Annotated in this window: 18 protein-coding genes; 12 read left to right on the top strand and 6 right to left on the bottom strand. The window is 62.3% G+C overall.

Annotation, left to right across the window (positions count from 1 at the left end; genetic code table 11):
* Positions 1-26 precede the first annotated feature (26 nt).
* The 4 genes from IFT98_RS06405 to ppsR form a co-directional block, all read right to left on the bottom strand.
* Positions 27-1,013, bottom strand: coding sequence for an alpha-L-glutamate ligase-like protein (locus IFT98_RS06405; protein ID WP_122794892.1), 987 nt, complete (start codon positions 1,011-1,013; stop codon positions 27-29).
* Positions 1,013-2,548: an osmotic stress tolerance membrane protein RloB gene (rloB, locus tag IFT98_RS06410; protein WP_122794891.1), complete on the bottom strand. Its 1,536-nt coding sequence runs from the start codon at positions 2,546-2,548 to the stop codon at positions 1,013-1,015. Before rloB ends, IFT98_RS06405 begins: the two co-directional genes overlap by 1 nt.
* A 5-nt stretch (positions 2,549-2,553) precedes the next feature.
* Complete coding sequence (gene rloA / locus IFT98_RS06415) at positions 2,554-3,105, bottom strand: retropepsin-like aspartic peptidase RloA (protein ID WP_192047800.1); 552 nt, start codon at positions 3,103-3,105, stop codon at positions 2,554-2,556.
* A 194-nt stretch (positions 3,106-3,299) separates the two neighbouring features.
* On the bottom strand, positions 3,300-4,118 hold the full coding sequence (ppsR, locus tag IFT98_RS06420; protein ID WP_122713785.1) for a posphoenolpyruvate synthetase regulatory kinase/phosphorylase PpsR: 819 nt from the start codon (positions 4,116-4,118) through the stop codon (positions 3,300-3,302).
* A 174-nt stretch (positions 4,119-4,292) separates the two neighbouring features.
* Between ppsR and ppsA the strand changes: the two genes are divergently transcribed.
* From ppsA to IFT98_RS06465, 9 genes are all read left to right on the top strand, one after another.
* On the top strand, positions 4,293-6,668 hold the full coding sequence (gene ppsA / locus IFT98_RS06425) for a phosphoenolpyruvate synthase (RefSeq protein ID WP_122800229.1): 2,376 nt from the start codon (positions 4,293-4,295) through the stop codon (positions 6,666-6,668).
* A 249-nt stretch (positions 6,669-6,917) separates the two neighbouring features.
* Entirely contained in the window at positions 6,918-7,904 is a 987-nt protein-coding gene (locus IFT98_RS06430) for an alpha/beta fold hydrolase (RefSeq protein ID WP_192047801.1), read from the top strand.
* 84 nt (positions 7,905-7,988) lie between these two features.
* Complete coding sequence (gene rraA, locus IFT98_RS06435) at positions 7,989-8,474, top strand: ribonuclease E activity regulator RraA (protein WP_122476067.1); 486 nt, start codon at positions 7,989-7,991, stop codon at positions 8,472-8,474.
* 27 nt (positions 8,475-8,501) lie between these two features.
* The gene (locus IFT98_RS06440) at positions 8,502-9,497 is read left to right on the top strand and encodes a zinc transporter ZntB (RefSeq protein ID WP_192047802.1); all 996 of its coding nucleotides are present in this window, start codon (positions 8,502-8,504) and stop codon (positions 9,495-9,497) included.
* Between the two features lie 84 nt (positions 9,498-9,581).
* A complete protein-coding gene (locus IFT98_RS06445; protein ID WP_122713780.1) occupies positions 9,582-9,824 on the top strand; it encodes a CrfX protein in 243 nt (80 codons plus the stop codon).
* 3 nt (positions 9,825-9,827) lie between these two features.
* Positions 9,828-10,652: a mechanosensitive ion channel family protein gene (locus tag IFT98_RS06450; RefSeq protein WP_122794887.1), complete on the top strand. Its 825-nt coding sequence runs from the start codon at positions 9,828-9,830 to the stop codon at positions 10,650-10,652.
* Between the two features lie 103 nt (positions 10,653-10,755).
* Positions 10,756-11,346 (top strand): RNA polymerase sigma factor SigX, encoded by a 591-nt coding sequence (sigX, locus tag IFT98_RS06455; RefSeq protein ID WP_122476059.1) that lies wholly within the window; start codon positions 10,756-10,758, stop codon positions 11,344-11,346.
* Between the two features lie 103 nt (positions 11,347-11,449).
* Positions 11,450-12,484, top strand: a complete 1,035-nt coding sequence (locus IFT98_RS06460) for an OmpA family protein (protein ID WP_122713777.1) — start codon at positions 11,450-11,452, stop codon at positions 12,482-12,484.
* Positions 12,485-12,631: 147 nt separating this feature from the next.
* Positions 12,632-13,660 (top strand): quinone-dependent dihydroorotate dehydrogenase, encoded by a 1,029-nt coding sequence (locus IFT98_RS06465; RefSeq protein WP_192047803.1) that lies wholly within the window; start codon positions 12,632-12,634, stop codon positions 13,658-13,660.
* Positions 13,661-13,748: 88 nt separating this feature from the next.
* Here IFT98_RS06465 and rmf read toward each other — a convergent pair whose 3' ends face one another.
* Positions 13,749-13,964 (bottom strand): ribosome modulation factor, encoded by a 216-nt coding sequence (gene rmf / locus IFT98_RS06470; protein WP_008368461.1) that lies wholly within the window; start codon positions 13,962-13,964, stop codon positions 13,749-13,751.
* Between the two features lie 532 nt (positions 13,965-14,496).
* Between rmf and rlmKL the strand changes: the two genes are divergently transcribed.
* Positions 14,497-16,773: a bifunctional 23S rRNA (guanine(2069)-N(7))-methyltransferase RlmK/23S rRNA (guanine(2445)-N(2))-methyltransferase RlmL gene (gene rlmKL, locus IFT98_RS06475; RefSeq protein WP_192047804.1), complete on the top strand. Its 2,277-nt coding sequence runs from the start codon at positions 14,497-14,499 to the stop codon at positions 16,771-16,773.
* Between the two features lie 54 nt (positions 16,774-16,827).
* Here rlmKL and dacB read toward each other — a convergent pair whose 3' ends face one another.
* The gene (gene dacB, locus IFT98_RS06480) at positions 16,828-18,288 is read right to left on the bottom strand and encodes a D-alanyl-D-alanine carboxypeptidase/D-alanyl-D-alanine endopeptidase (RefSeq protein WP_192047805.1); all 1,461 of its coding nucleotides are present in this window, start codon (positions 18,286-18,288) and stop codon (positions 16,828-16,830) included.
* A gap of 301 nt (positions 18,289-18,589) precedes the next feature.
* On the opposite strand from dacB, the gene IFT98_RS06485 reads away from it, so the two are divergent.
* Positions 18,590-19,063, top strand: coding sequence for a MarR family winged helix-turn-helix transcriptional regulator (locus IFT98_RS06485; RefSeq protein ID WP_192047806.1), 474 nt, complete (start codon positions 18,590-18,592; stop codon positions 19,061-19,063).
* Positions 19,064-19,134: 71 nt separating this feature from the next.
* Positions 19,135-20,361, top strand: coding sequence for an HlyD family secretion protein (locus IFT98_RS06490; RefSeq protein WP_192047807.1), 1,227 nt, complete (start codon positions 19,135-19,137; stop codon positions 20,359-20,361).
* Positions 20,362-20,380: the final 19 nt, after the last annotated feature.

The following is a 20,380-nucleotide window of genomic DNA, read 5'->3' on the forward strand; positions in this document are numbered from 1 at the left end:
GTGTGCGGGTGGCGTGGCGTCCGCGCTCAGGTCACTACGGCGGGCACGTGACCGAACAGTGCCTGGACGAAACGCGTGCGCTCTTCGACGGTTTCCACGATGCCTTCGGCCGCCAGCGCTTCCAGGTGTTTTTCCACGGCCTGCGTGCGCAGCGTCAGGCCGCAGTCGTTGGCAATCTGGATGTTCAGCCCGGGACGGGCGTTGAGCTCCAGGATCAGCGGGCCTTTTTCCTGGTCCAGAACCATGTCGACGCCGATGTAGCCCAGCCCGCACAGCTCGAAGCAACCGGCGGCCAGGCGCATGAAGCCGTCCCAGTTGGGCAGCTGCACGCCGTCCACGGCGTTGGTGGTGTCGGGATGCTTGCTGATGATGTTGTTCAGCCAGGTGCCGCGCAAGGTCACACCCGTGGCCAGGTCGACGCCGACGCCGATGGCACCCTGGTGCAGGTTGGCCTTGCCGCCCGACTGCCGGGTCGGCAAGCGCAGCATGGCCATTACCGGGTAGCCCATCAGCACGATGATGCGGATGTCCGGTACGCCTTCGTAGCTGATGCTCTTGAAGATCTGGTCGGGGATCACCCGGTATTCGATCAGCGCGCGGTCACGGTGCCCACCCAGCGAATACAGGCCGGTGAGGATGCTGGAAATCTGGTGCTCGATGTCTTCGCGGCTGATGATCTTGCCCGACACGGTGCGAAAGCGCTCCTCGAAGCGGTCGGCGACCACCAGAATGCCGTCGCCGCCAGCGCCCTGGGCCGGCTTGACCACGAAGTCGCTGCGCCCGCCGATGATCTCGTCGAGGCGGTCGATCTGCTTTTCCGTGGAAATCACCCCGAACATCTCGGGCACATGGATGCCCGCCGCAATGGCGCGCTCCTTGGTGATGATCTTGTCATCGACGATAGGGTACAGGCTGCGCCGGTTGTACTTGAGCACATAGTCGGCGTTGCGCCGGTTGATGCCCATGATGCCGCGGGCCTCCAGCGCTTTCCAGGTTTTCCACAGGCCGAACATCAGGAGTCGGCCTGCTTGAGAAAGGCCTTGAAACGCACCAGTTCGGTCAGCCGGTAGCCGCGGTAGCGCCCCATGGCAAGCATGAAACCCACCAGGATCAGCAGGATTGCCGGGAAGGTGAACACGAAGTACACCAGTTCCGGCACGCTCATCAGGATATGTGCCAGGGAGGCGGCGAACAGCGTGCCCACCGCGACCTTCAGGGCATGCCCGCTGCCGCGCTCTTCCCAGGTGATCGACAAACGCTCGATGGTCATGGTCAGGATCACCATCGGGAACAGCGCCACCGACAACCCGCGCTCCAGGCCCAGCTTGTGGCTGAACAGGCTGATCGCGGCGATCAGCACCACGACGAAGGTCAGCACCACGGACAGCCTGGGCAGCATCTGCAGCTTCAGGTGTTCCAGGTAGGAGCGCAACGACAGCCCCAGCGCGGTGATCACCGTGAACAGGATGATGCCGAAGCCCAGCTGGGTCTCGCGAAAGGCCAGGGCGATCAGTACCGGAGTGAAGGTGCCCAGGGTCTGGATGCCGATCAGGTTGCGCAGGATCAGAATCACCAGCACGCCGATGGGGATCATCACCATGATCATGAAGGTCTGCTGGGTCTGCAGCGGCAGGCCGTACAGGCTGTACTCGAGGAAATCGGCGTCGGTGTTCTCGTCGGTCAGCTTGGCCAGGCGAATGGCGTTCATCTCGCTGTTGTTCATGGTGAAGGTGACGGTTGCCTTGCGTCCGCCCTCGACGCTGACCAGGTTCTCGTCACCTGTCCACCACAGCAGGCGATCCTCGGGCAGGCCCTGCTCGCCGGTATCGGGGTTGAAGTACAGCCAGTCGTTGCCGTTGAAGCTGCGCAGCCACAGTTCCGGTGTCTGCGCCTGGTCGGCGAGCAGGCGCACGGTGTGGACCTTTTCCATCGGGACGTGGGCGATGGACAGCAGCAGGTCGATGATCCGTGCCTTGTGCAAGGTCGAGGTGTCGCCGGCCAGCAGCAGCTTGACGTTGTCGTCGGCCAGATTGTTGACCCGCTTGATGGTTTCGCCGACAAAGGTTTCAACATCGGCCGAATGCTGGCGGATGGGCGCCAGCAACGCTTCGGCGGCGATCTTTTCCGGGCCTTCCACGGCCAGGCTGTCGCGGAAGATCGGGCCCTTGACCTTGAGTTTTTCGCCGCTGTAGCGCTTGGTCAGCACCAGGCGGTAATACAGCGTCTGGTTGCCCGAGGCGCGCCGGGCCGACCAGGTCACCTTGCGATTGCCATCCAGCCGATTGACGCTGACCCCGTAGTTGTTGGAGATGAAGCTCTCGTTGAGGCTCACATAGTCACGGCTCAGTGGCGGCACGAACATCTGCACCTTCACCGGGTCCTTGGCGCTGGCGACGAATTCAACCTTGGCGTCGATGTTCCACAGATCGTCGGTTTCGTCTTCGGTGACCGGAATGCCGAGTACGAGGATCTGATAGGCGGTGATGGCGATGCCCAGCCCCACCAGCGCGGTGATCAGGATCTTCAAGTGCAGGGTTAGAGCGCGCATTGAAATTACTCTGCGAGGGTGGCGACAGTGGCGCAGGCGGGTTTGCCGGCAGCGTGTTTGCGGCTGGGGTCGACCAGCGCATCGAAGCGGGTGAGCGCATCGGAGCCGATCAGCAGCGGGTAGTCGAATGCGGTGCGGTCGGTGAGGTTGACCTCGATGCGGCGCTGGGTATGGCCCATGCACACGTCGAGTTCGATCACCGGACGCTGGGTGTGGGTCTTGCGTTCGCGGGCACTGCATTCGCAGTCGTCGGCGCGTCGCTTGATGGAGCTCACGCGCACCAGCGGCCGCTCGATGGGGTGGGAATGGGCATTGTCGATCGCCAGGTAGAAACGCACCCAGGGTTGGCCATTGCGCTTGAAGCGCTTGATGTCACGGGCACTGAGCGACGCGGTCAATGCGCCGGTATCGAGTTTGGCTGCCACGCGCAGGTCGATGTCGGTCAGTTGTGCGTACTCGTTCAGGCCATAGGTGGTCTTTTCGGCAGCCAGGCCCAGGCCCGGAATGAACGCAATGAATAAAAGGCTGAACAGGCGGGAGAGAGGCTTGAGAGTCATGAATTGAAATTATGAATACCGAATCGGGCACCGCAAAAACGTTTCGCGGGTAACAGGAAGAGAGCACCGCATTCTAGCACGGTGCCTTCGTGCCGCCAGCGCAGGCACGGTCGGGCGAGGCCTTGGAGTGCGAATCGACCGTGAAGTTCGAGGCTCGCCCGCTCGGCAGGGGTAGGCGCCAAGGGTGCGGGCGCCTATTTGAAGCGCCGTTCGACGCCTTTCTCGACGAGGATCTTGGCGGAGATCTCTTCCACCGAAAAATGCGTCGAATCGATGTTTGGAATGTTCTCGCGGCGAAACAGGCCTTCCACTTCGCGCACTTCGAATTCGCACTGGGCGAAACTGGCGTAGCGGCTGTTGGGCTTGCGCTCGTGGCGGATCGCGGTGAGCCGATCGGGGTCGATGGTCAGGCCGAACAGCTTGTGCTGATGGGCCTTGAGCGCGGGTGGCAGCTGCAGGCGTTCCATGTCGTCTTCGGTCAGGGGGTAGTTGGCGGCGCGGATGCCGAATTGCATGGCCATGTACAGGCAGGTCGGGGTCTTGCCACAGCGCGACACGCCTACCAGGATGAGGTCGGCCTTGTCGTAGTAGTGGGTTCTGGCGCCGTCGTCGTTGTCCAGCGCGAAATTGACCGCTTCGATGCGTTCCATGTAGTTGGCGTTGTGGGCAATGGAGTGAGACTTGCCCACCGAGTACGAGGAATGTGCGCTGAGCTCCATTTCCAGCGGGGCGAGGAAGGTCGAGAAGATGTCGATCATGAAGCCGTTGGAGGTGGCGAGGATCTCGCGGATGTCCTGGTTGACGATGGTGTCGAAGATGATCGGTCGCACACCGTCCTTTTCGGCGCAGTTATTGATTTGCTGTACCATGGCCCGAGCCTTGTCCACGCTGTCGATGTAGGGCCGCGTGAACTTGCTGAAGGTAATGTTTTCGAACTGCGCCAGTAGACTTTGCCCCAGCGTTTCGGCGGTAATGCCGGTACCGTCGGAGATGAAGAATGCAGATCGTTTCATTGTGCGCCCCGGCCCGTAGGCAACTGACGATTCTTGGATATGATAGGCCCGATTGATGGCCAGCATTGCCAGGCATTCTCGTTCATTTCCGGGGCTGCGGCCACAGCCCCCCGCGTGCGACGATTCGCGCCGGGCATCCCGAGCTTTTCCAACCCAGTCAGTGGAGAGATCACCTTGGTAGAGTACGTAGTTTCCCTCGATAAGCTTGGCAACAATGATGTGGAACACGTGGGGGGCAAGAATGCATCCCTGGGCGAGATGATCAGCAACCTGGCCGGTGCCGGCGTGTCGGTGCCCGGCGGTTTTGCCACCACCGCCCAGGCCTATCGCGATTTCCTCGACCTCAGCGGGCTCAACGAGCAGATTCACGCGGCCCTCGACGCGCTCGACGTGGACGACGTCAATGCCCTGGCCCGCACCGGTGCGCAGATCCGCCAGTGGGTCATGGAGGCCGAGTTCCCCGAGCGTCTCAACGAAGAGATCCGCATCGCCTTCGCCGAGCTGTCTAAGGGCAACCCGGACATCGCCGTTGCCGTACGTTCCTCGGCCACTGCCGAAGACCTGCCCGATGCCTCGTTCGCCGGTCAGCAGGAAACCTTCCTCAACATCCGCGGCGTCGAGAACGTCATTCGCGCGGCCAAGGAAGTCTTCGCCTCGCTGTTCAACGACCGCGCCATCGCCTACCGCGTGCACCAGGGCTTCGATCACAAGCTGGTTGCCCTGTCGGCCGGCGTGCAGCGCATGGTGCGCTCGGAAACCGGTACAGCCGGGGTGATGTTCACCTTGGACACCGAGTCCGGGTTCCGTGACGTGGTGTTCATCACCGGCGCCTACGGCCTGGGCGAGACCGTGGTGCAAGGCGCGGTCAACCCCGACGAATTCTATGTGCACAAGCACACCCTGGAAGCCGGTCGTCCGGCGATCCTGCGGCGCAACCTGGGCAGCAAGGCGATCAAGATGGTCTACGGCGACGAAGCGCGCGCCGGACGCTCGGTCAAGGTGGTGGACGTCGACAAGGCCGAGCGCGCACGCTTCTGCCTGACCGATGCGCAGGTCAGCGAGCTGGCCAAGCAGGCAATGATCATCGAGAAGCACTACGGCCGCCCGATGGACATCGAGTGGGCCCAGGATGGCGACGATGGCCAGTTGTACATCGTCCAGGCGCGCCCGGAGACAGTGAAGAGCCGCTCCAGCGCCAACGTGATGGAACGCTACCTGCTCAAGGAAAAGGGCACCGTGCTGGTCGAGGGCCGCGCCATCGGCCAGCGCATCGGCGCCGGCAAGGTACGCATCATTCACGACGTCTCGGAGATGGACAAGGTCCAGGCCGGTGACGTGCTGGTTTCGGACATGACCGACCCGGACTGGGAGCCGGTCATGAAGCGCGCCAGCGCCATCGTCACCAACCGCGGCGGGCGTACCTGCCACGCGGCGATCATCGCCCGCGAGCTGGGCATTCCGGCAGTGGTGGGCTGCGGCAACGCCACGCAACTGCTCCAGGACGGCCAGGGCGTGACAGTGTCCTGCGCCGAGGGCGACACCGGCTACATCTTCGAGGGCGAACTGGGCTTCGACATCAAGCAGAACTCGGTCGACGCCATGCCCGAGCTGCCGTTCAAGATCATGATGAACGTCGGCAACCCGGATCGCGCCTTCGATTTTGCCCAGTTGCCCAATGCCGGCGTCGGCCTGGCGCGCCTGGAATTCATCATCAACCGCATGATCGGCGTGCACCCCAAGGCGCTGCTCAACTACGACACCCTGACCCCGGAAATCAAGGACAGCGTCGACAAGCGTGTGGCCGGCTACAGCGACCCGGTGAATTTCTACGTCGACAAGCTGGTCGAGGGCATCAGCACTCTGGCTGCGGCCTTCTGGCCGAAGAAAGTCATCGTCCGGCTGTCCGACTTCAAGTCCAACGAATACGCCAACCTGATCGGCGGCAAGCTCTACGAGCCGGAAGAAGAGAACCCGATGCTGGGCTTCCGCGGGGCGTCGCGCTACATCAGCGAGTCGTTCCGTGACTGCTTCGAGCTCGAATGCCGGGCGATGAAGCGGGTGCGCAACGAAATGGGCCTGACCAACGTCGAGATCATGGTGCCGTTCGTGCGCACCCTGGGCGAAGCGTCGCAGGTGATCGACCTGCTCGCCGAGAATGGCCTGGCCCGCGGCGACAACGGCCTGCGCATCATCATGATGTGCGAGCTGCCGTCCAACGCCATCCTGGCCGACGAGTTCCTGGAGTTCTTCGACGGCTTCTCGATCGGCTCCAACGACCTCACCCAGCTCACCCTCGGCCTGGACCGCGACTCGGGGATCATCGCCCACCTGTTCGACGAGCGTAACCCGGCGGTCAAGAAGCTGCTGGCCAACGCCATCCAGGCTTGCAACAAGGCCGGCAAGTACATCGGCATCTGTGGCCAGGGCCCGTCCGATCACCCCGACCTGGCCAAATGGCTGATGGAACAGGGCATCGAGAGCGTGTCGCTGAACCCGGACTCGGTCCTGGAAACCTGGTTCTTCCTGGCCGAAAAGGAAAGCGCCGTCTAAGCCGTACCACCCCAGACCGGTGTGTCCTTTCCGGCACCCTGGTCCCCTGTATCACCCCAGATCGGTGTGTCTTTTCCGGCACCCCGGGCCCCTGTATCACTCCAGACCGGTGTGTCCTTTCAAACCCCCCGGTCCCCTGTAGCAGCGGCGCAAGCCGCGTCGCCCTTGATCTTGCCCTTCACGCACAGATCAAGGGCGACGCGGCTTGCGCCCCGGCTACAGTCTCATTCATTCAGACGCAAGTGCCTTATGCAAAGCAGCAGTACCCTTTTTCCCGTCGCGCTGCTCAGTGCCGAGCGTCGCGGCGACCTCAGCGAAGACATCTACCGCATCAAGGCCGCCAACAGCCCCGACCCCAGTGTCGAGCTGGCGTTGACGCGCCTGGGCCTGGCCGATCAGCCGGGTGCCCGCGGGGTGCCGGTGATCCTCCTGCATGGCAGCTTTTCCAACCGGCGCTTCTGGTATTCGCCCAAAGGCATAGGCTTGGGGCCTTGGCTGGCGCGTCGCGGGTTCGACGTGTGGATAGCCGAAATGCGCGGCCACGGGCTGTCGCCGCGCAACCAGCACTACGCCAGCAATACCGTGGCCGACTACGCCCGCTACGATCTTCCGGTCATCGGTGCGTTCGTCGCCGAGGTCAGCGCTCAAACGCCGCATTGGGTCGGACATTCGCTCGGCGGCATCACCCTGGCCGCCGCCCTGGGTGGCGGCTATCTGCAAGGTGATCTGGCAGCGTCCGCGGCCTTGTTCGGCGCGCAGGTCAGTCGTCGTCACTGGCAGTTGCGGATTCCTCCGCTGAACTGGGCCGCGCGCCGCCTGCTCAAGCGCTATCCGCACATCTCCGGGACTCGCCTCAAGCGCGGCCCGGAAGACGAGCCGGTGGGCGTTGGCCTCGAATGGATGCGCTGGAAAGGCCTGTTCGGCCGTTTCGGCGATGCCGAGCGGGACTGGTGGCAGGGGCTGGGCGAAGTGAAGCTGCCCATCCTCGCCGTGGCGGCTGTCGGAGACCTGCAGGATCCGAGCTGGGACTGTCGGCAGCTGTTCGAGCAATTCGCCGGGAGCCACAATCAGTTCGTCAACCTGGGCCGTGCCCAAGGCTTCGGCGACGACTTCGACCACGTGCGCATGCTGGTCAGCGCGCAAGCCCAGGCCGAGGTCTGGCCGCTGGTCGGTGCCTGGCTGAGCGACCCCTACCGGCAGCTGCTGCCCGGTGCAACGCCGTTGGCGGCGACCTGAGCATGGTCTAGGCTGTGATGGCCGCGCCGCGTCCGGCGCAGGCTTCTGGCTCTTGCAGCCGCCATCCGCCCCAGGAGCAATGCCATGCACTATTTGACCCCCGACCTGTGCGATGCCTACCCCGACGTCGAGGTGCTCGAACCGATGTTCAGCAATTTCGGTGGCCGCGATTCCTTTGGCGGCCAGATCGTCACCATCAAGACTTTCGAGGACAACTCGCGAGTCCGCGAGCAGGTGGCTCTGGATGGCACCGGCAAGGTGCTGGTGGTCGACGGTGGTGGCTCGCTGCGCAAGGCGTTGCTGGGCGACATGCTTGCCCAGAAAGCCGCGGAGAACGGGTGGGAAGGGCTGGTCATCTATGGGTGCGTGCGTGACGTCGACATGCTGGCGCAAACCGATGTCGGTGTTCAGGCCCTGGCCAGCCATCCGATGCCGACCGTCAAGCGGGGTCTGGGTGATCTCGATGTGAAGGTCAGCTTCGCCGGTGTCACATTCGTTCCCGGCCACTATCTGTATGCCGACAACAACGGCATCATCGTCTCGCCAGAGGCACTGAGCATGCCTGAATGACAACTTTCCATCAGTAACGGGGACACGATGTACGAGGAAGAAAATGCGCAATGGGGCCTGGTGCATGCCTTGTTGCTGGACGGTAAGGGGGGGGCGCAGTCGGTTGCCCGGACCGATATCGACGGGCTGCAGCTGCAACCCCACCAGAGCCTGTGGCTGCACTGGGACCGCAGCCATCCCCAGACCCGTGACTGGTTGCGCCGCAGCAGTGGCCTGAGCGAATTCAGCTGCGACCTGCTGCTGGAGGAAAACACCCGGCCGCGCCTGGTACCGCTGCCCGACGATGAATTGCTGCTGTTCCTGCGTGGGGTCAATCTCAATCCCGGCGCCGAGCCCGAGGACATGGTCTCGGTGCGGATCTTCGCCCAGGCCCAGCGCATCATTTCCCTGCGCCTGCGGCCATTGCGCGCGACCGACGACCTGCTCGAGCAATTCGCCGCCTGCAAGGGGCCGAAAACCGCTTCGGAGTTGATTCTTTATCTGGCTCAGCACCTGACCGAAAAGGTCCAGGCGCTGGTCGAAGACCTCTCCGATATCGTCGATATGGAAGAAGACAAACTCGACGCCGACGAACGGTACACGCCTGAGCATGGCAGCATCCTGCAGCTGCGCCGACGCGCGGCCGGCTTGCGACGCTTCCTTGCGCCGCAGCGCGATATCTTTGGCCAGTTGGCGCGCAACAAGGTGCCCTGGTTCGTCGACGACGATGCTGACTACTGGAACGAGCTCAACAACAGCCTGACCCGCTACCTGGAAGAGCTGGAACTGGCGCGCGAGCGCGTCGGGCTGGTGCTGGAGGCCGAAGACCGGCGTCAGAGCGAGCGCATGAACCGCACCATGTATCGCTTCGGCATCATCACCGGGATCTTCCTGCCGATGAGCTTTCTGACCGGTCTGCTGGGCATCAACGTCGGCGGCATTCCCGGTTCCGACAGCCCCTATGGCTTCACCATTGCCTGCGCATTGATGGTGGCCGTGGCGTTGGGCCAGTGGTTGTTGTTTCGACGCTTGCGCTGGGTCTGACGCGGAATTTACCCTGTGCTCGCCGAGACCTTTGTGACTCACCGCAGCAGGGTCTCGTCTTTGAATGAAATTCGCGAGGTATGCATGCCTGATCCGTTCGAAGAATCCCTGCGAGACATGCTCAACGCTCAAGCGCCGGGCCGCGACGACCGCGCCGCGCTGGGGCGAGTGCTCAAGACCGCCAACCGACAGGTCGGCGCGGGCGATCTCTTCAGCCTGATAGGCCGCTGGGGTCAGGCGTTCATGATCGCGGTGAACAGTGGTTCGGCGAATATCGCGCCGGTGTCTCGTCGTACGGATTCCGCCGCTGCGGATAAGGCTGATTGATCAATGGAACTGGACCCCTGGACTCAAAGCCTGGTGGCGGCGATGACCGCCCTGTGGACCAAGGTCGCCAATTTCATCCCCAACCTGTTCGGGGCGTTGGTGGTGGTTTTGCTGGGCTTTCTGGTCGCCAAGCTGCTCGACACGCTGTTGTCCAAGCTGCTGGCCAAGTTCGGGCTCGACCGCCTGATGGCGGGCACCGGTCTGACCAAGTTGCTGGGCCGCGGCGGCCTCAGGGTGCCGATCTCGACCCTCATCGGCAAAATCGTCTATTGGTTCGTGCTGTTGATTTTCCTGGTCTCGGCCGCCGAATCCCTCGGGCTGCAGCGGGTGTCGGCGACCCTGGACATGCTGGCGCTGTACCTGCCCAAGGTGTTCGGTGCAGCCCTGGTGTTGCTGGTCGGTGTACTGCTGGCGCAACTGGTCAATGGCCTGGTGCGTGGCGCCGCCGAAGGGGTAGGGCTCGATTACGCCGGTGGCCTGGGACGTGTGGCGCAATGGCTGGTGATCATCATCAGCATTTCGGTGGCCATCAGCCAGCTGGAGGTCAAGACCGACCTGTTGAACCACGTGATCGTCATCGCCTTGATTACCGTTGGTCTGGCCGCTGCACTGGCAATGGGGCTGGGCAGCCGTGAAATCGCCAGTCAGATACTGGCCGGAATCTACGTGCGGGAAATGTTTCAGGTGGGCCAGCAGGTGCAGGTTGGAGGGGTCGAAGGCCAGATCGAGGAAATCGGCACCGTCAAGACGACGGTCATGACCGACGAAGGCGAGCTGGTCTCGATGTCCAATCGCGAGCTGCTGGAACAGAGGGTGAGTAGCCGATAGGTCAACGTTTTGCTAATGTATGCCGCCGCAAAAAGGCTGAGCGATCATGCCTTGGCGGCCAATGACCTGACCTTCGGGGACCTGACCTTCGGGCCGACCTGTTTTGAATAAAGTACATACGCTGCCCGTGCGCTACGATCCCCGCGAGCTCTCTGACGAGGAGTTGGTGGCGCGTTCGCACGAGGAGCTGTTCCATGTCACGCGGGCCTATGAAGAGCTGATGCGTCGCTACCAGCGAACCCTCTTCAACGTCTGTGCAAGATATTTAGGGAACGATCGTGACGCTGACGATGTCTGTCAGGAAGTGATGCTGAAGGTGCTGTACGGGCTAAAGAATTTCGAGGGTAAGTCGAAATTCAAGACGTGGCTTTACAGCATCACCTATAACGAATGCATCACGCAGTACCGGAAGGAAAGGCGCAAGCGCCGCTTGATGGATGCCCTGAGTCTCGATCCGCTCGAGGAGGCATCCGAAGAGAAGGCGCCCAAGTCGGAGGAGCGCGGTGGTCTCGACCGATGGCTGGTGTTCGTGAACCCGATAGACCGGGAGATTCTGGTGCTGCGATTCGTAGCGGAACTGGAATTCCAGGAAATCGCCGACATCATGCACATGGGCTTGAGCGCCACCAAAATGCGGTACAAGCGGGCCTTAGATAAGCTCCGCGATAAATTTGCAGACCTGTCCGAAACTTAGTTCGGCGCAAAGGTCTCTAACGTATCGGCAAGGTCTGCTAGACTTGCCGTCGAGCTGCCCCGGATGAGGGGCGCTTAACAATCACCAGATGGGGATTTAACGGATGAAACTGAAAAACACCTTGGGCCTTGCCATTGGTTCTCTTGTTGCCGTAACTTCGTTCGGCGTATTGGCACAAGGCCAAGGCGCAGTCGAGGTGGAAGGCTTCGCCAAGAAGTACATGACTGACAGCGCCCGTGACTACAAGAACGACGGCAACCTGTTCGGTGGCTCGATTGGCTACTTCCTGACCGACGACGTTGAACTGGCTCTGTCCTACGACGAAGTCCACAACATCCGTAGCGATGCTGGCAAGAACATCAAGGGCTCCGATGCCGCCCTGGACGCTTTCTACCACTTCGGTACTCCAGGCGCCGGTCTGCGTCCGTACGTCTCCGCTGGTTTCGCACACCAGAGCATTGGCCAGGACCGCGGTGGTCGTGACCACTCCACCCTCGCCAAGCTCGGCGGCGGCGCAAAGTACTACTTCACCGAGAACTTCTACGCCCGTGCCGGCGTTGAAGCTCTGTACAACATCGACAAGGGCGACACCGAGTGGGCTCCTGCCGTCGGCGTTGGTGTGAACTTCGGTGGCGGCTCCAAGCCTGCTCCAGCCGCTGCTCCAGCTCCAGTAGCTGAAGTCTGCGCTGACTCCGACAACGACGGCGTCTGCGACAACGTCGACAAGTGCCCTGACACCCCTGCCAACGTTACCGTTGACGCTGATGGCTGCCCAGCCGTTGCCGAAACCGTTCGCGTTGAGCTGGACGTCAAGTTCGACTTCGACAAGTCGGTCGTGAAGACCAACAGCTATGGCGATATCAAGAACCTGGCTGACTTCATGAAGCAGTACCCACAGACCACCACCACTGTTGAAGGTCACACTGACTCCGTCGGTCCTGATGCCTACAACCAGAAGCTGTCCGAGCGTCGCGCTGCTGCTGTCAAGCAAGTGCTGACCGGTCAGTACGGTGTTGAATCCAACCGCGTTCAGTCGGTTGGCTACGGCGAAACCCGCCCAGTGGCTGACAACGCCACTGACGCTGGCCGCGCTGTAAACCGTCGCGTAGAAGCTGAAGTAGAAGCCCAAGCTAAGTAATTAGCTGCCGCTTCAACGAAAAGCCCGGCTCAGGCCGGGCTTTTCTTTGCCTGCGATTTGACCTCTGCCGCGCGTCACCATACCTAACCGGCCCCGGATCTGGCACAATCGCACCCCTCTATCGCTTCCTCCGAGCCAAGCCCGCCTATGTACAATCTGGCCCGCCAGCTGCTGTTCAAATTGTCCGCCGAAACCTCCCATGACCTGTCACTGGACCTGATCGGCGCCGGTGGCCGCCTTGGCCTGAACGGCCTGCTCGCCAAGCCGCCGGCGCGCCTTCCGGTCACGGTCATGGGCCTTCAGTTCGACAACCCGGTGGGGCTGGCAGCGGGCCTGGACAAGAACGGTGCGGCCATCGACGGCTTCTCCCAGCTGGGTTTCGGCTCGGTGGAAATCGGCACGGTGACGCCACGTCCACAACCGGGCAATCCAAAGCCCCGTTTGTTTCGCCTGCCTGAAGCCTGCGCAATCATCAACCGCATGGGCTTCAACAATCTAGGTGTCGACAACCTGGTCGAGCGGGTCAAGGCGGCCAGGTATCGGGGCGTGCTGGGTATCAATATCGGCAAGAACCTCACCACCCCGGTCGAGCGCGCCGTAGACGACTACCTGATCTGTCTGGACAAGGTCTACGACCACGCCAGCTACATCACCGTCAACATCAGCTCGCCCAATACCGCCGGGCTGCGCAGCCTGCAGTTCGGTGATTCGCTCAAGCAATTGCTCGATACGCTGGCGGCACGGCGCGTGGTGCTGGCCGGGCAGAGCGGACGGCATGTGCCACTGGCGATCAAGATCGCTCCGGACATGAGCGATGAAGAAACCGTGCTGGTGGCACAAGCACTGGTCGACGCAGGTATGGAAGCAGTGATCGCTACCAATACCACCCTCAGCCGGGTAGGTGTCGAGGGACTGGTTCACGGAGACGAAGCCGGTGGGTTGTCAGGAGCGCCGGTGCGGGAGCAAAGCACTCACATCGTCAAGGTGCTGGCTGAGACCTTGAATGGCAGATTGCCGATCATTGCAGCAGGCGGGATTACCGAGGGAGGGCATGCGGCCGAAAAGATTGCCGCTGGTGCCAGCCTGGTACAGATCTATTCGGGGTTCATCTACAAGGGGCCTGCGCTGATTCGCGAGTCGGTGGATGCGATCGCGGCGCTGCGCGCAAGGCAGTGATGCGAGGCGCGGAAGGGGCCTCGAAGAGGCCCCTGGGCGCTAGCCCGCCGCCCTGGTTGGGCGTGCATGGTGAAAAGGAAAAAGAGTGTCAGCCGACGGCGTGAAGTTCGTTGAGCCTATGGATTCCCGCAGTGCCGGTCATACCGTCCCAGTTGTCGCCGCGTCCTTCGCGCCAGCCGTTGATCCAGGCTTGGCGTACCGACGGTAGAGTAAAAGGGCAAAGCTCGCGGGATTTGCCATGGATGCCATACTGGTATCCGCGTAGAAATGCTCGTTCCAACGGATCACGCTTAAGTCTTCTCATAGGGTGTTGCCCTCTGTCTATTGACTGTAATGTCCCGTTGGCCTCGTCTGAGGCCAGGCAGATATCTGCCAGTATCGCGCTCGCTGCCGGCGTGGCGAGCAGTGATGTCTTCGCCATTGCGGCGACGACCTGAGGTGATTTCTAAACGTTGAGCCTAAGGATGTGAATGATCGTTTTGTCATAAGCACGTAACGATTTCGCGGTATGGGCGATAAGTAAGCAGGTGCTTCAAACGTAATCCCACTGCAAGCCCGTCCAAAACAAGGCTTGCAGCGCGAAATGAGGTCAATATGCCATTGCGAATCATCACGATTTCAATGGCACGGAAAATCGACGAAGGGTCGCGCAGGCGATCCTTTTTTCAGCAGAATCAGCTTCTGCTCCGGCTTCTCGCCCTTCGAGGCGGCAGGTGGAGTGGATTGACACCACGGTGGTGTCGCTCGGGCGCTCCATTGCGTAAGGCGCCTGGTTGAACCTCGAGACGGCAATGCGCTTGCCGTCTCATCAATGCCCAAATGGGCCAGGAAGTACCATGTCGGACCGTTTTGAACTGTTTCTCACCTGCCCCAAGGGCCTCGAAGGCTTGCTTGCCGAAGAAGCCACCGCCCTGGGCCTGGAGGAAACCCGCGAGCACACCTCCGCAGTGCGCGGCATGGCCGACATGGAAACCGCCTACCGGCTGTGCCTGTGGTCGCGGCTGGGCAACCGAGTGCTGCTGGTACTCAAGCGCTTTGCCATGAAAGATGCCGAAGACCTCTATCACGGCGTTCTGGATGTCGAGTGGCAGGACCACCTGCTGCCCGACGGGACCCTCGCCGTGGAATTCAGTGGGCACGGTTCGGGCATCGACAACACTCACTTCGGTGCGCTGAAGGTCAAGGATGCCATCGTCGACAAGCTGCGCGCCCCCAGCGGCGAGCGCCCCAGCGTCGACAAGCTCAATCCGGATCTGCGCGTGCATCTGCGTCTGGACCGCGGAGAGGCCATTCTCTCGCTCGATCTGTCGGGACACAGCCTGCACCAGCGAGGCTACCGGCTGCAGCAAGGCGCGGCGCCGCTCAAGGAAAACCTTGCGGCCGCCATCCTGATTCGTGCGGGCTGGCCGCGCATCGCCGCCGAGGGCGGCGCCTTGGCTGACCCGATGTGCGGTGTAGGGACCTTTCTGGTGGAAGCGGCGATGATTGCCGCCGACATCGCGCCCAACCTCAAGCGCACCCGTTGGGGCTTCAGTGCCTGGCTGGGCCACGTCCCGGCGATGTGGCGCAAGCTGCATGACGAAGCGCTGGCTCGCGCCGAGGTCGGGCTGGCCAAGACGCCGGCGTGGATTCGTGGCTACGAAGCCGATCCGCGGTTGATCCAGCCGGCCCGCAACAACGTCGAGCGGGCTGGGCTCAGCGATTGGATCAAGGTCTATCAGGGCGAGGTAGCGACCTTCGAGCCACGTCCGGATCAGAATCAGAAAGGCCTGGTTATCTGCAACCCGCCGTACGGCGAGCGCCTGGGTGACGAGGCAAGCCTGCTGTACCTGTATCAGAACCTGGGCGAGCGTCTGCGCCAGGCCTGCCTGAACTGGGAAGCGGCGGTGTTCACCGGCGCGCCCGACCTTGGCAAGCGCATGGGTATCCGTAGTCACAAGCAGTATTCGTTCTGGAACGGAGCGTTGCCCTGCAAGCTGCTGTTGATCAAGGTGGTGCCTGACCAGTTCGTCACCGGCGAACGACGCACCCCCGAGCAACGCCAGGCCGCGCGTGAGCAAGCCGAGCTGGTGGACACCGCGCCACCGCTGGCCGATCCGTATGCACGGGTGAACAAGAACGGCAATCCGCTCAAGCCGGCGCCGACGCCCGCGCCGGTGGTGGAGCAGGCGCGGCTGAGCGAAGGCGGGCAGATGTTCGCCAACCGGCTGCAGAAGAACCTCAAGGTTCTGGGCAAATGGGCGCGCCGCGAGGGCATCGACTGCTACCGGGTGTACGACGCGGACATGCCTGAATATGCCATGGCCATCGATCTGTACCACGACTGGGTGCACGTGCAGGAATACGCCGCGCCCAAGTCGATCGACCCGGAGAAGGCCTCGGCACGCCTTTACGATGCCCTGGCAGCCATTCCGCAGGCACTCAACATCGACAAGAGCCGGGTCATCATCAAGCGCCGCGAGCGCCAGAGCGGGACCCGCCAATACGAGCGCCAGAGTGCCCAGGGTCAGTTCACCCAGGTGCAGGAAGGCGGCGTGCAGTTGTTGGTGAACCTGACCGACTACCTGGACACGGGTCTGTTTCTCGATCATCGGCCGATGCGCCTGCGCATTCAGAAGGAGGCGGCCGGCAAGCGCTTCCTCAACCTGTTCTGCTACACCGCCACGGCCAGCGTGCACGCGGCCAAGGGCGGAGCGCGCAGCACGACCAGCGTCGACTTGTCCAAGACCTACCTGGATTGGGCGCGGCGCAACCTGTCGCTGAATGGTTTCTCGGACAAGAACCGCTTGGAGCAGGGCGATGTGATGGCTTGGCTACAGGCCAGTCGTGACGAGTACGACCTGATCTTCATCGACCCACCGACCTTTTCCAATTCCAAGCGCATGGAAGGGGTGTTCGATGTCCAGCGCGACCACGTCGAGCTGCTGGACCTGGCGGTCGCTCGCCTGGCGCCGGGAGGGGCGGTGTATTTCTCCAACAACTTCCGCAAGTTCCAGCTGGATGCGAATCTGGCAGAGCGCTATGCGGTCGAGGACATCACGGCGCAGACGGTGGATCAGGATTTCGCCCGCAACGGCAAGATCCACCGGGCCTGGAAGATTCAGGCGCGGTGATTCACTGAGGAGATGTGGCGCTGCCTTCGCGGGCAGAGCCGCAGGTTGTGGTGCCTACTGGATGTTGGGCGACGTAGACGCGGCTTTTGGCTGCGAATACAGGTCCAGCAGTGCCTGATCCAGTACCGACGACGCGCCCCACGGGCGTGGGTCGTTGAGGATGGCGACCACCGCCCAGGTGTTGCCGTTGCTGTCACGGCTGTAGCCGGCGATGGCGCGAACGGTGTTCAGGGTGCCGGTCTTGATGTGGCCTTCACCCTGCAGCGCGGTGCGTTTCAGGCGCTTGCGCATGGTGCCGTCCATGCCGACGATTGGCATCGACGCCATGAACTCGGCGGCGTATGGGCTTTTCCAGGCCGCCTGCAGCAAGGTTGCCATCTCCCGCGCGCTGACGCGCTCGTCACGGGACAGCCCCGAGCCGTTCTCCATCACCAGATGCGATGCGGTGATGCCCTTTTTCGCCAACCACCCGCGAATCACCCGCTGCGCTGCCTTGGCGTCGTCGCCGTCGGCCTCGTTGCGGTAGCGTTCACCCAGGCTGAGGAACAGTTGCTGGGCCATGGTGTTGTTGCTGTACTTGTTGATGTCGCGAATGATTTCCACCAGGTCAGGCGAGAACGCCCGCGCCAGTACTCGCGCGGTCTTTGGCACGGTGCCTACGCGATCACCTCCCTGAATGCTGCCGCCCAGTTCGTTCCAGATGGCCCGCACCGCACCGGCCGCATAGCTCTGGTGGTCGAGCAGCGAAAGGTAGGTTTGCGAGCTGCACCCTTCGGCCAACTGACCGCTGACCACGACGGTCATGCCATCGGCCTGGGTGATCGGGTTGTAGCGCACGTCGCCGGTGCATTTACTGCCCGGCAGCGCTTTGACTTGATTGTCGATGCGGATGGTGGCGATGGGCGGTTCGACCGATACCAGTACCTTGCCGGTGTCGTTGCGGGTGACGAAGCGCAGCGCCTTGAGGTTGACCAGCAGCGAATCCGGGCGCACCAGGAACGGTGCGTTCTCGTCGCCGCCGTCGTCGTTGAACGCTGGCAGTTGCGGCTGCACGAAATGGCTGCGGTCCAGCACCAGGTCACCCGTCACCTGGCGCACGCCATTGGCACGCAGGTCACGCATGAGCAGCCAGAGTTTTTCCATGTTCAGCTTGGGGTCGCCGCCGCCCTTGAGGTAGAGGTTGCCGTTGAGCACGCCGTTGCTCAGGGTGCCGTCGGTAAAGAATTCGGTCTTCCACTGGTAGGTCGGCCCCAGCAGCTCGAGTGCTGCGTAGGTGGTGACCAGCTTCATGGTCGACGCCGGGTTGACCGACACGTCGGCGTTGAACACGGTCGGGCTGCCGGGGCCGTTGAGCGGCAGCATGACCAGTGACAGCGCATCGTTCTGCAGCTTGCTGGCCTTGATGGCCTGTTGAACCTTGGGCGGCAGGGTGGTGTTCAGGGGTGCCGCACCGATGGGAAGTGCCAGGGGCAGCATCAGGCTGGCGAGCAGTATTGGACGAAAAGATTTGATCATGAGCGTGAAAACCCTGCGGGCGAGGGATGACGAAAACGAGGGCCATATAAGGAAATGGAGACCCCCACTACGGGTGAAACGCACGCATTATGCCCCAAGCGTTGCGTGCTTTGGCCAACGGGCATCGGGATGGAGTGAATTTTTCCTGTGAAAGCGCCCAGTCGACGTAAAAGTTAGCAAGCTAACCATTGCCTTGACATTGTCTGCCTAAGCAGTAACATTATGTTTCGAACATTTACATATTGTGTTCAGACACGTGCCCAGGCGTGCATTCGGATAACAGGTGGACAGCCTCCCGCCCATGAATCACTACACCCCCGAGAACTTTCACACTTGCAACCTCGGCCTGCTGCTTGGCCGTGGATCGGTATTGAAGGATCGTTTGCTGGACGCGCACCTGGTGCCCTATGGCGTGACCGCAGCGCAATTCAAGGTGCTGATCATCAATGCGCGGTTCGGCATCGACACGCCGGCGGAAATGTCGCGCTACCTGTCGCTGGACAGCGGATCGATGACGCGCATGCTCGACCGTCTGGAACACAAGCAGTTGATCAAGCGCCAGCGCAGCGCTGCCGATCGACGCCAGGTGCAACTGATGCTGACCGAAGAGGGTCAGGCGTTGGCGGCGCGCCTGCCGGTCATCGGGGCCAACGCCATGAACGAGCTGGTGGGAATGCTCGAACACGAAGAGATCGTCGAGCTGGAACGGATTCTCAAGAAGCTGTTGCAGGCGGCCGGGGACCCCCTGTTGGCGCTGGGTGCCGCCGCTGGCTGAATACTCCGATCTGAGCGCACGAACCGACCTGCTCGATGCAACACCGACCGAATCCTTTCAGGTGAACTGCCATGGCTACTGCCACTGATTCCAACGCTACCCAGCAACCGCCCGCAACGCCGGCGGCCGACGCCAAGGCGCCGGGCAATCGTCGCAAGCGCAAGCTCTGGCTGTTCATCCTGCTTGCCCTGGTAGTGCTGGGCGGCCTGGGCGTCTGGGCCTGGTACACCCTGTACGGGCGCTGGAACGAGAGCACCGACGATGCCTACGTCAACGGCAATGTGGTGGAAATCACCCCGTTGACCACGGGCACGGTGATCAGCATCGGCGCCGATGACGGCGATCTCGTCCACGAAGGCCAGCCCTTGGTGCAGTTCGACCCGAACGACTCGCAGATCGATCTGCAGAACGCCCAGGCCAACCTGGCCAAGGCGGTGCGTCAGGTGCGTGGCCTCTACAGCAACGTCGATGGCATGAAGGCCCAGGTCGCCGCACGCAAGGCGGAAGTGCAACGTGCACAGGACAACTATGGCCGCCGCAAGAACTTGGCATCCGACGGGGCGATCTCGCAGGAAGAGCTTTCCCATGCCCACGACGATCTGATCTCGGCGCAGAGCGCTTTGAGCAACACTCAGCAGCAACTGGCGACATCGACCGCTCTGGTCGATGCCACGCAGGTGTCCAATCACCCCGACGTGCGCGCCGCGGCAGCGCAGTTGCGCCAGGCCTATCTGGCCCACGCGCGCACCACCTTGATCGCTCCGGTGACCGGCTATGTGGCCAAGCGCACCGTGCAACTGGGGCAACGCATCGAGCCGGGCACCGCGACCATGGCGGTGATTCCGCTCAACCAGCTGTGGATCGACGCCAACTTCAAGGAAACCCAGCTGCGCCACATGCGCATCGGCCAGCCAGTGGACATCACCAGCGACCTGTACGGCGACGAGGTGAAGTACAGCGGCACCATCGACAGCCTGGGCGCCGGCACCGGCAGCGCGTTCGCCCTGCTGCCGGCGCAGAACGCCACCGGCAACTGGATCAAGATCGTCCAACGGGTGCCAGTGCGGGTCCACATCAACCCCGAGCAGCTGAGCGAGCACCCGCTGCGCATCGGCCTGTCGACGGTGGTCGATGTGGATCTGCACGACCAGAGCGGGCCAGTGCTGGCCCAGCAACCGCCGCAGCAGGCGTCGTTCACCACCAACGTCTACGACAAGCAGTTGGGTGAAGCGGACGCCATGATCGCCCAGTTGATCCACGACAACAGCGCAGCGGCCGGTACCACGGCCACGCGTTGATTCGCCTGCGCCGGCCCTC

It is taken from the genome of Pseudomonas sp. CFBP 8770 (genome assembly GCF_014841705.1).
GTDB lineage: Bacteria > Pseudomonadota > Gammaproteobacteria > Pseudomonadales > Pseudomonadaceae > Aquipseudomonas.

Excerpts from the sequence above, each read along its gene's own strand:
- IFT98_RS06405 (WP_122794892.1), bottom strand. The coding sequence starts at position 1,013 with ATGTTCGGCCTGTGGAAAACCTGGAAAGCGCTGGAGGCCCGCGGCATC.
- rmf (WP_008368461.1), bottom strand. The coding sequence starts at position 13,964 with ATGAGAAGACTTAAGCGTGATCCGTTGGAACGAGCATTTCTACGCGGA.
- ppsR (WP_122713785.1), bottom strand. The coding sequence starts at position 4,118 with ATGAAACGATCTGCATTCTTCATCTCCGACGGTACCGGCATTACCGCC.
- rloB (WP_122794891.1), bottom strand. The coding sequence starts at position 2,548 with ATGCGCGCTCTAACCCTGCACTTGAAGATCCTGATCACCGCGCTGGTG.
- rraA (WP_122476067.1), top strand. The coding sequence starts at position 7,989 with ATGCACTATTTGACCCCCGACCTGTGCGATGCCTACCCCGACGTCGAG.
- IFT98_RS06450 (WP_122794887.1), top strand. The coding sequence starts at position 9,828 with ATGGAACTGGACCCCTGGACTCAAAGCCTGGTGGCGGCGATGACCGCC.
- IFT98_RS06430 (WP_192047801.1), top strand. The coding sequence starts at position 6,918 with ATGCAAAGCAGCAGTACCCTTTTTCCCGTCGCGCTGCTCAGTGCCGAG.
- IFT98_RS06490 (WP_192047807.1), top strand. The coding sequence starts at position 19,135 with ATGGCTACTGCCACTGATTCCAACGCTACCCAGCAACCGCCCGCAACG.
- rlmKL (WP_192047804.1), top strand. The coding sequence starts at position 14,497 with ATGTCGGACCGTTTTGAACTGTTTCTCACCTGCCCCAAGGGCCTCGAA.
- IFT98_RS06465 (WP_192047803.1), top strand. The coding sequence starts at position 12,632 with ATGTACAATCTGGCCCGCCAGCTGCTGTTCAAATTGTCCGCCGAAACC.
- IFT98_RS06440 (WP_192047802.1), top strand. The coding sequence starts at position 8,502 with ATGTACGAGGAAGAAAATGCGCAATGGGGCCTGGTGCATGCCTTGTTG.
- dacB (WP_192047805.1), bottom strand. The coding sequence starts at position 18,288 with ATGATCAAATCTTTTCGTCCAATACTGCTCGCCAGCCTGATGCTGCCC.
- rloA (WP_192047800.1), bottom strand. The coding sequence starts at position 3,105 with ATGACTCTCAAGCCTCTCTCCCGCCTGTTCAGCCTTTTATTCATTGCG.
- IFT98_RS06460 (WP_122713777.1), top strand. The coding sequence starts at position 11,450 with ATGAAACTGAAAAACACCTTGGGCCTTGCCATTGGTTCTCTTGTTGCC.
- IFT98_RS06485 (WP_192047806.1), top strand. The coding sequence starts at position 18,590 with ATGAATCACTACACCCCCGAGAACTTTCACACTTGCAACCTCGGCCTG.
- IFT98_RS06445 (WP_122713780.1), top strand. The coding sequence starts at position 9,582 with ATGCCTGATCCGTTCGAAGAATCCCTGCGAGACATGCTCAACGCTCAA.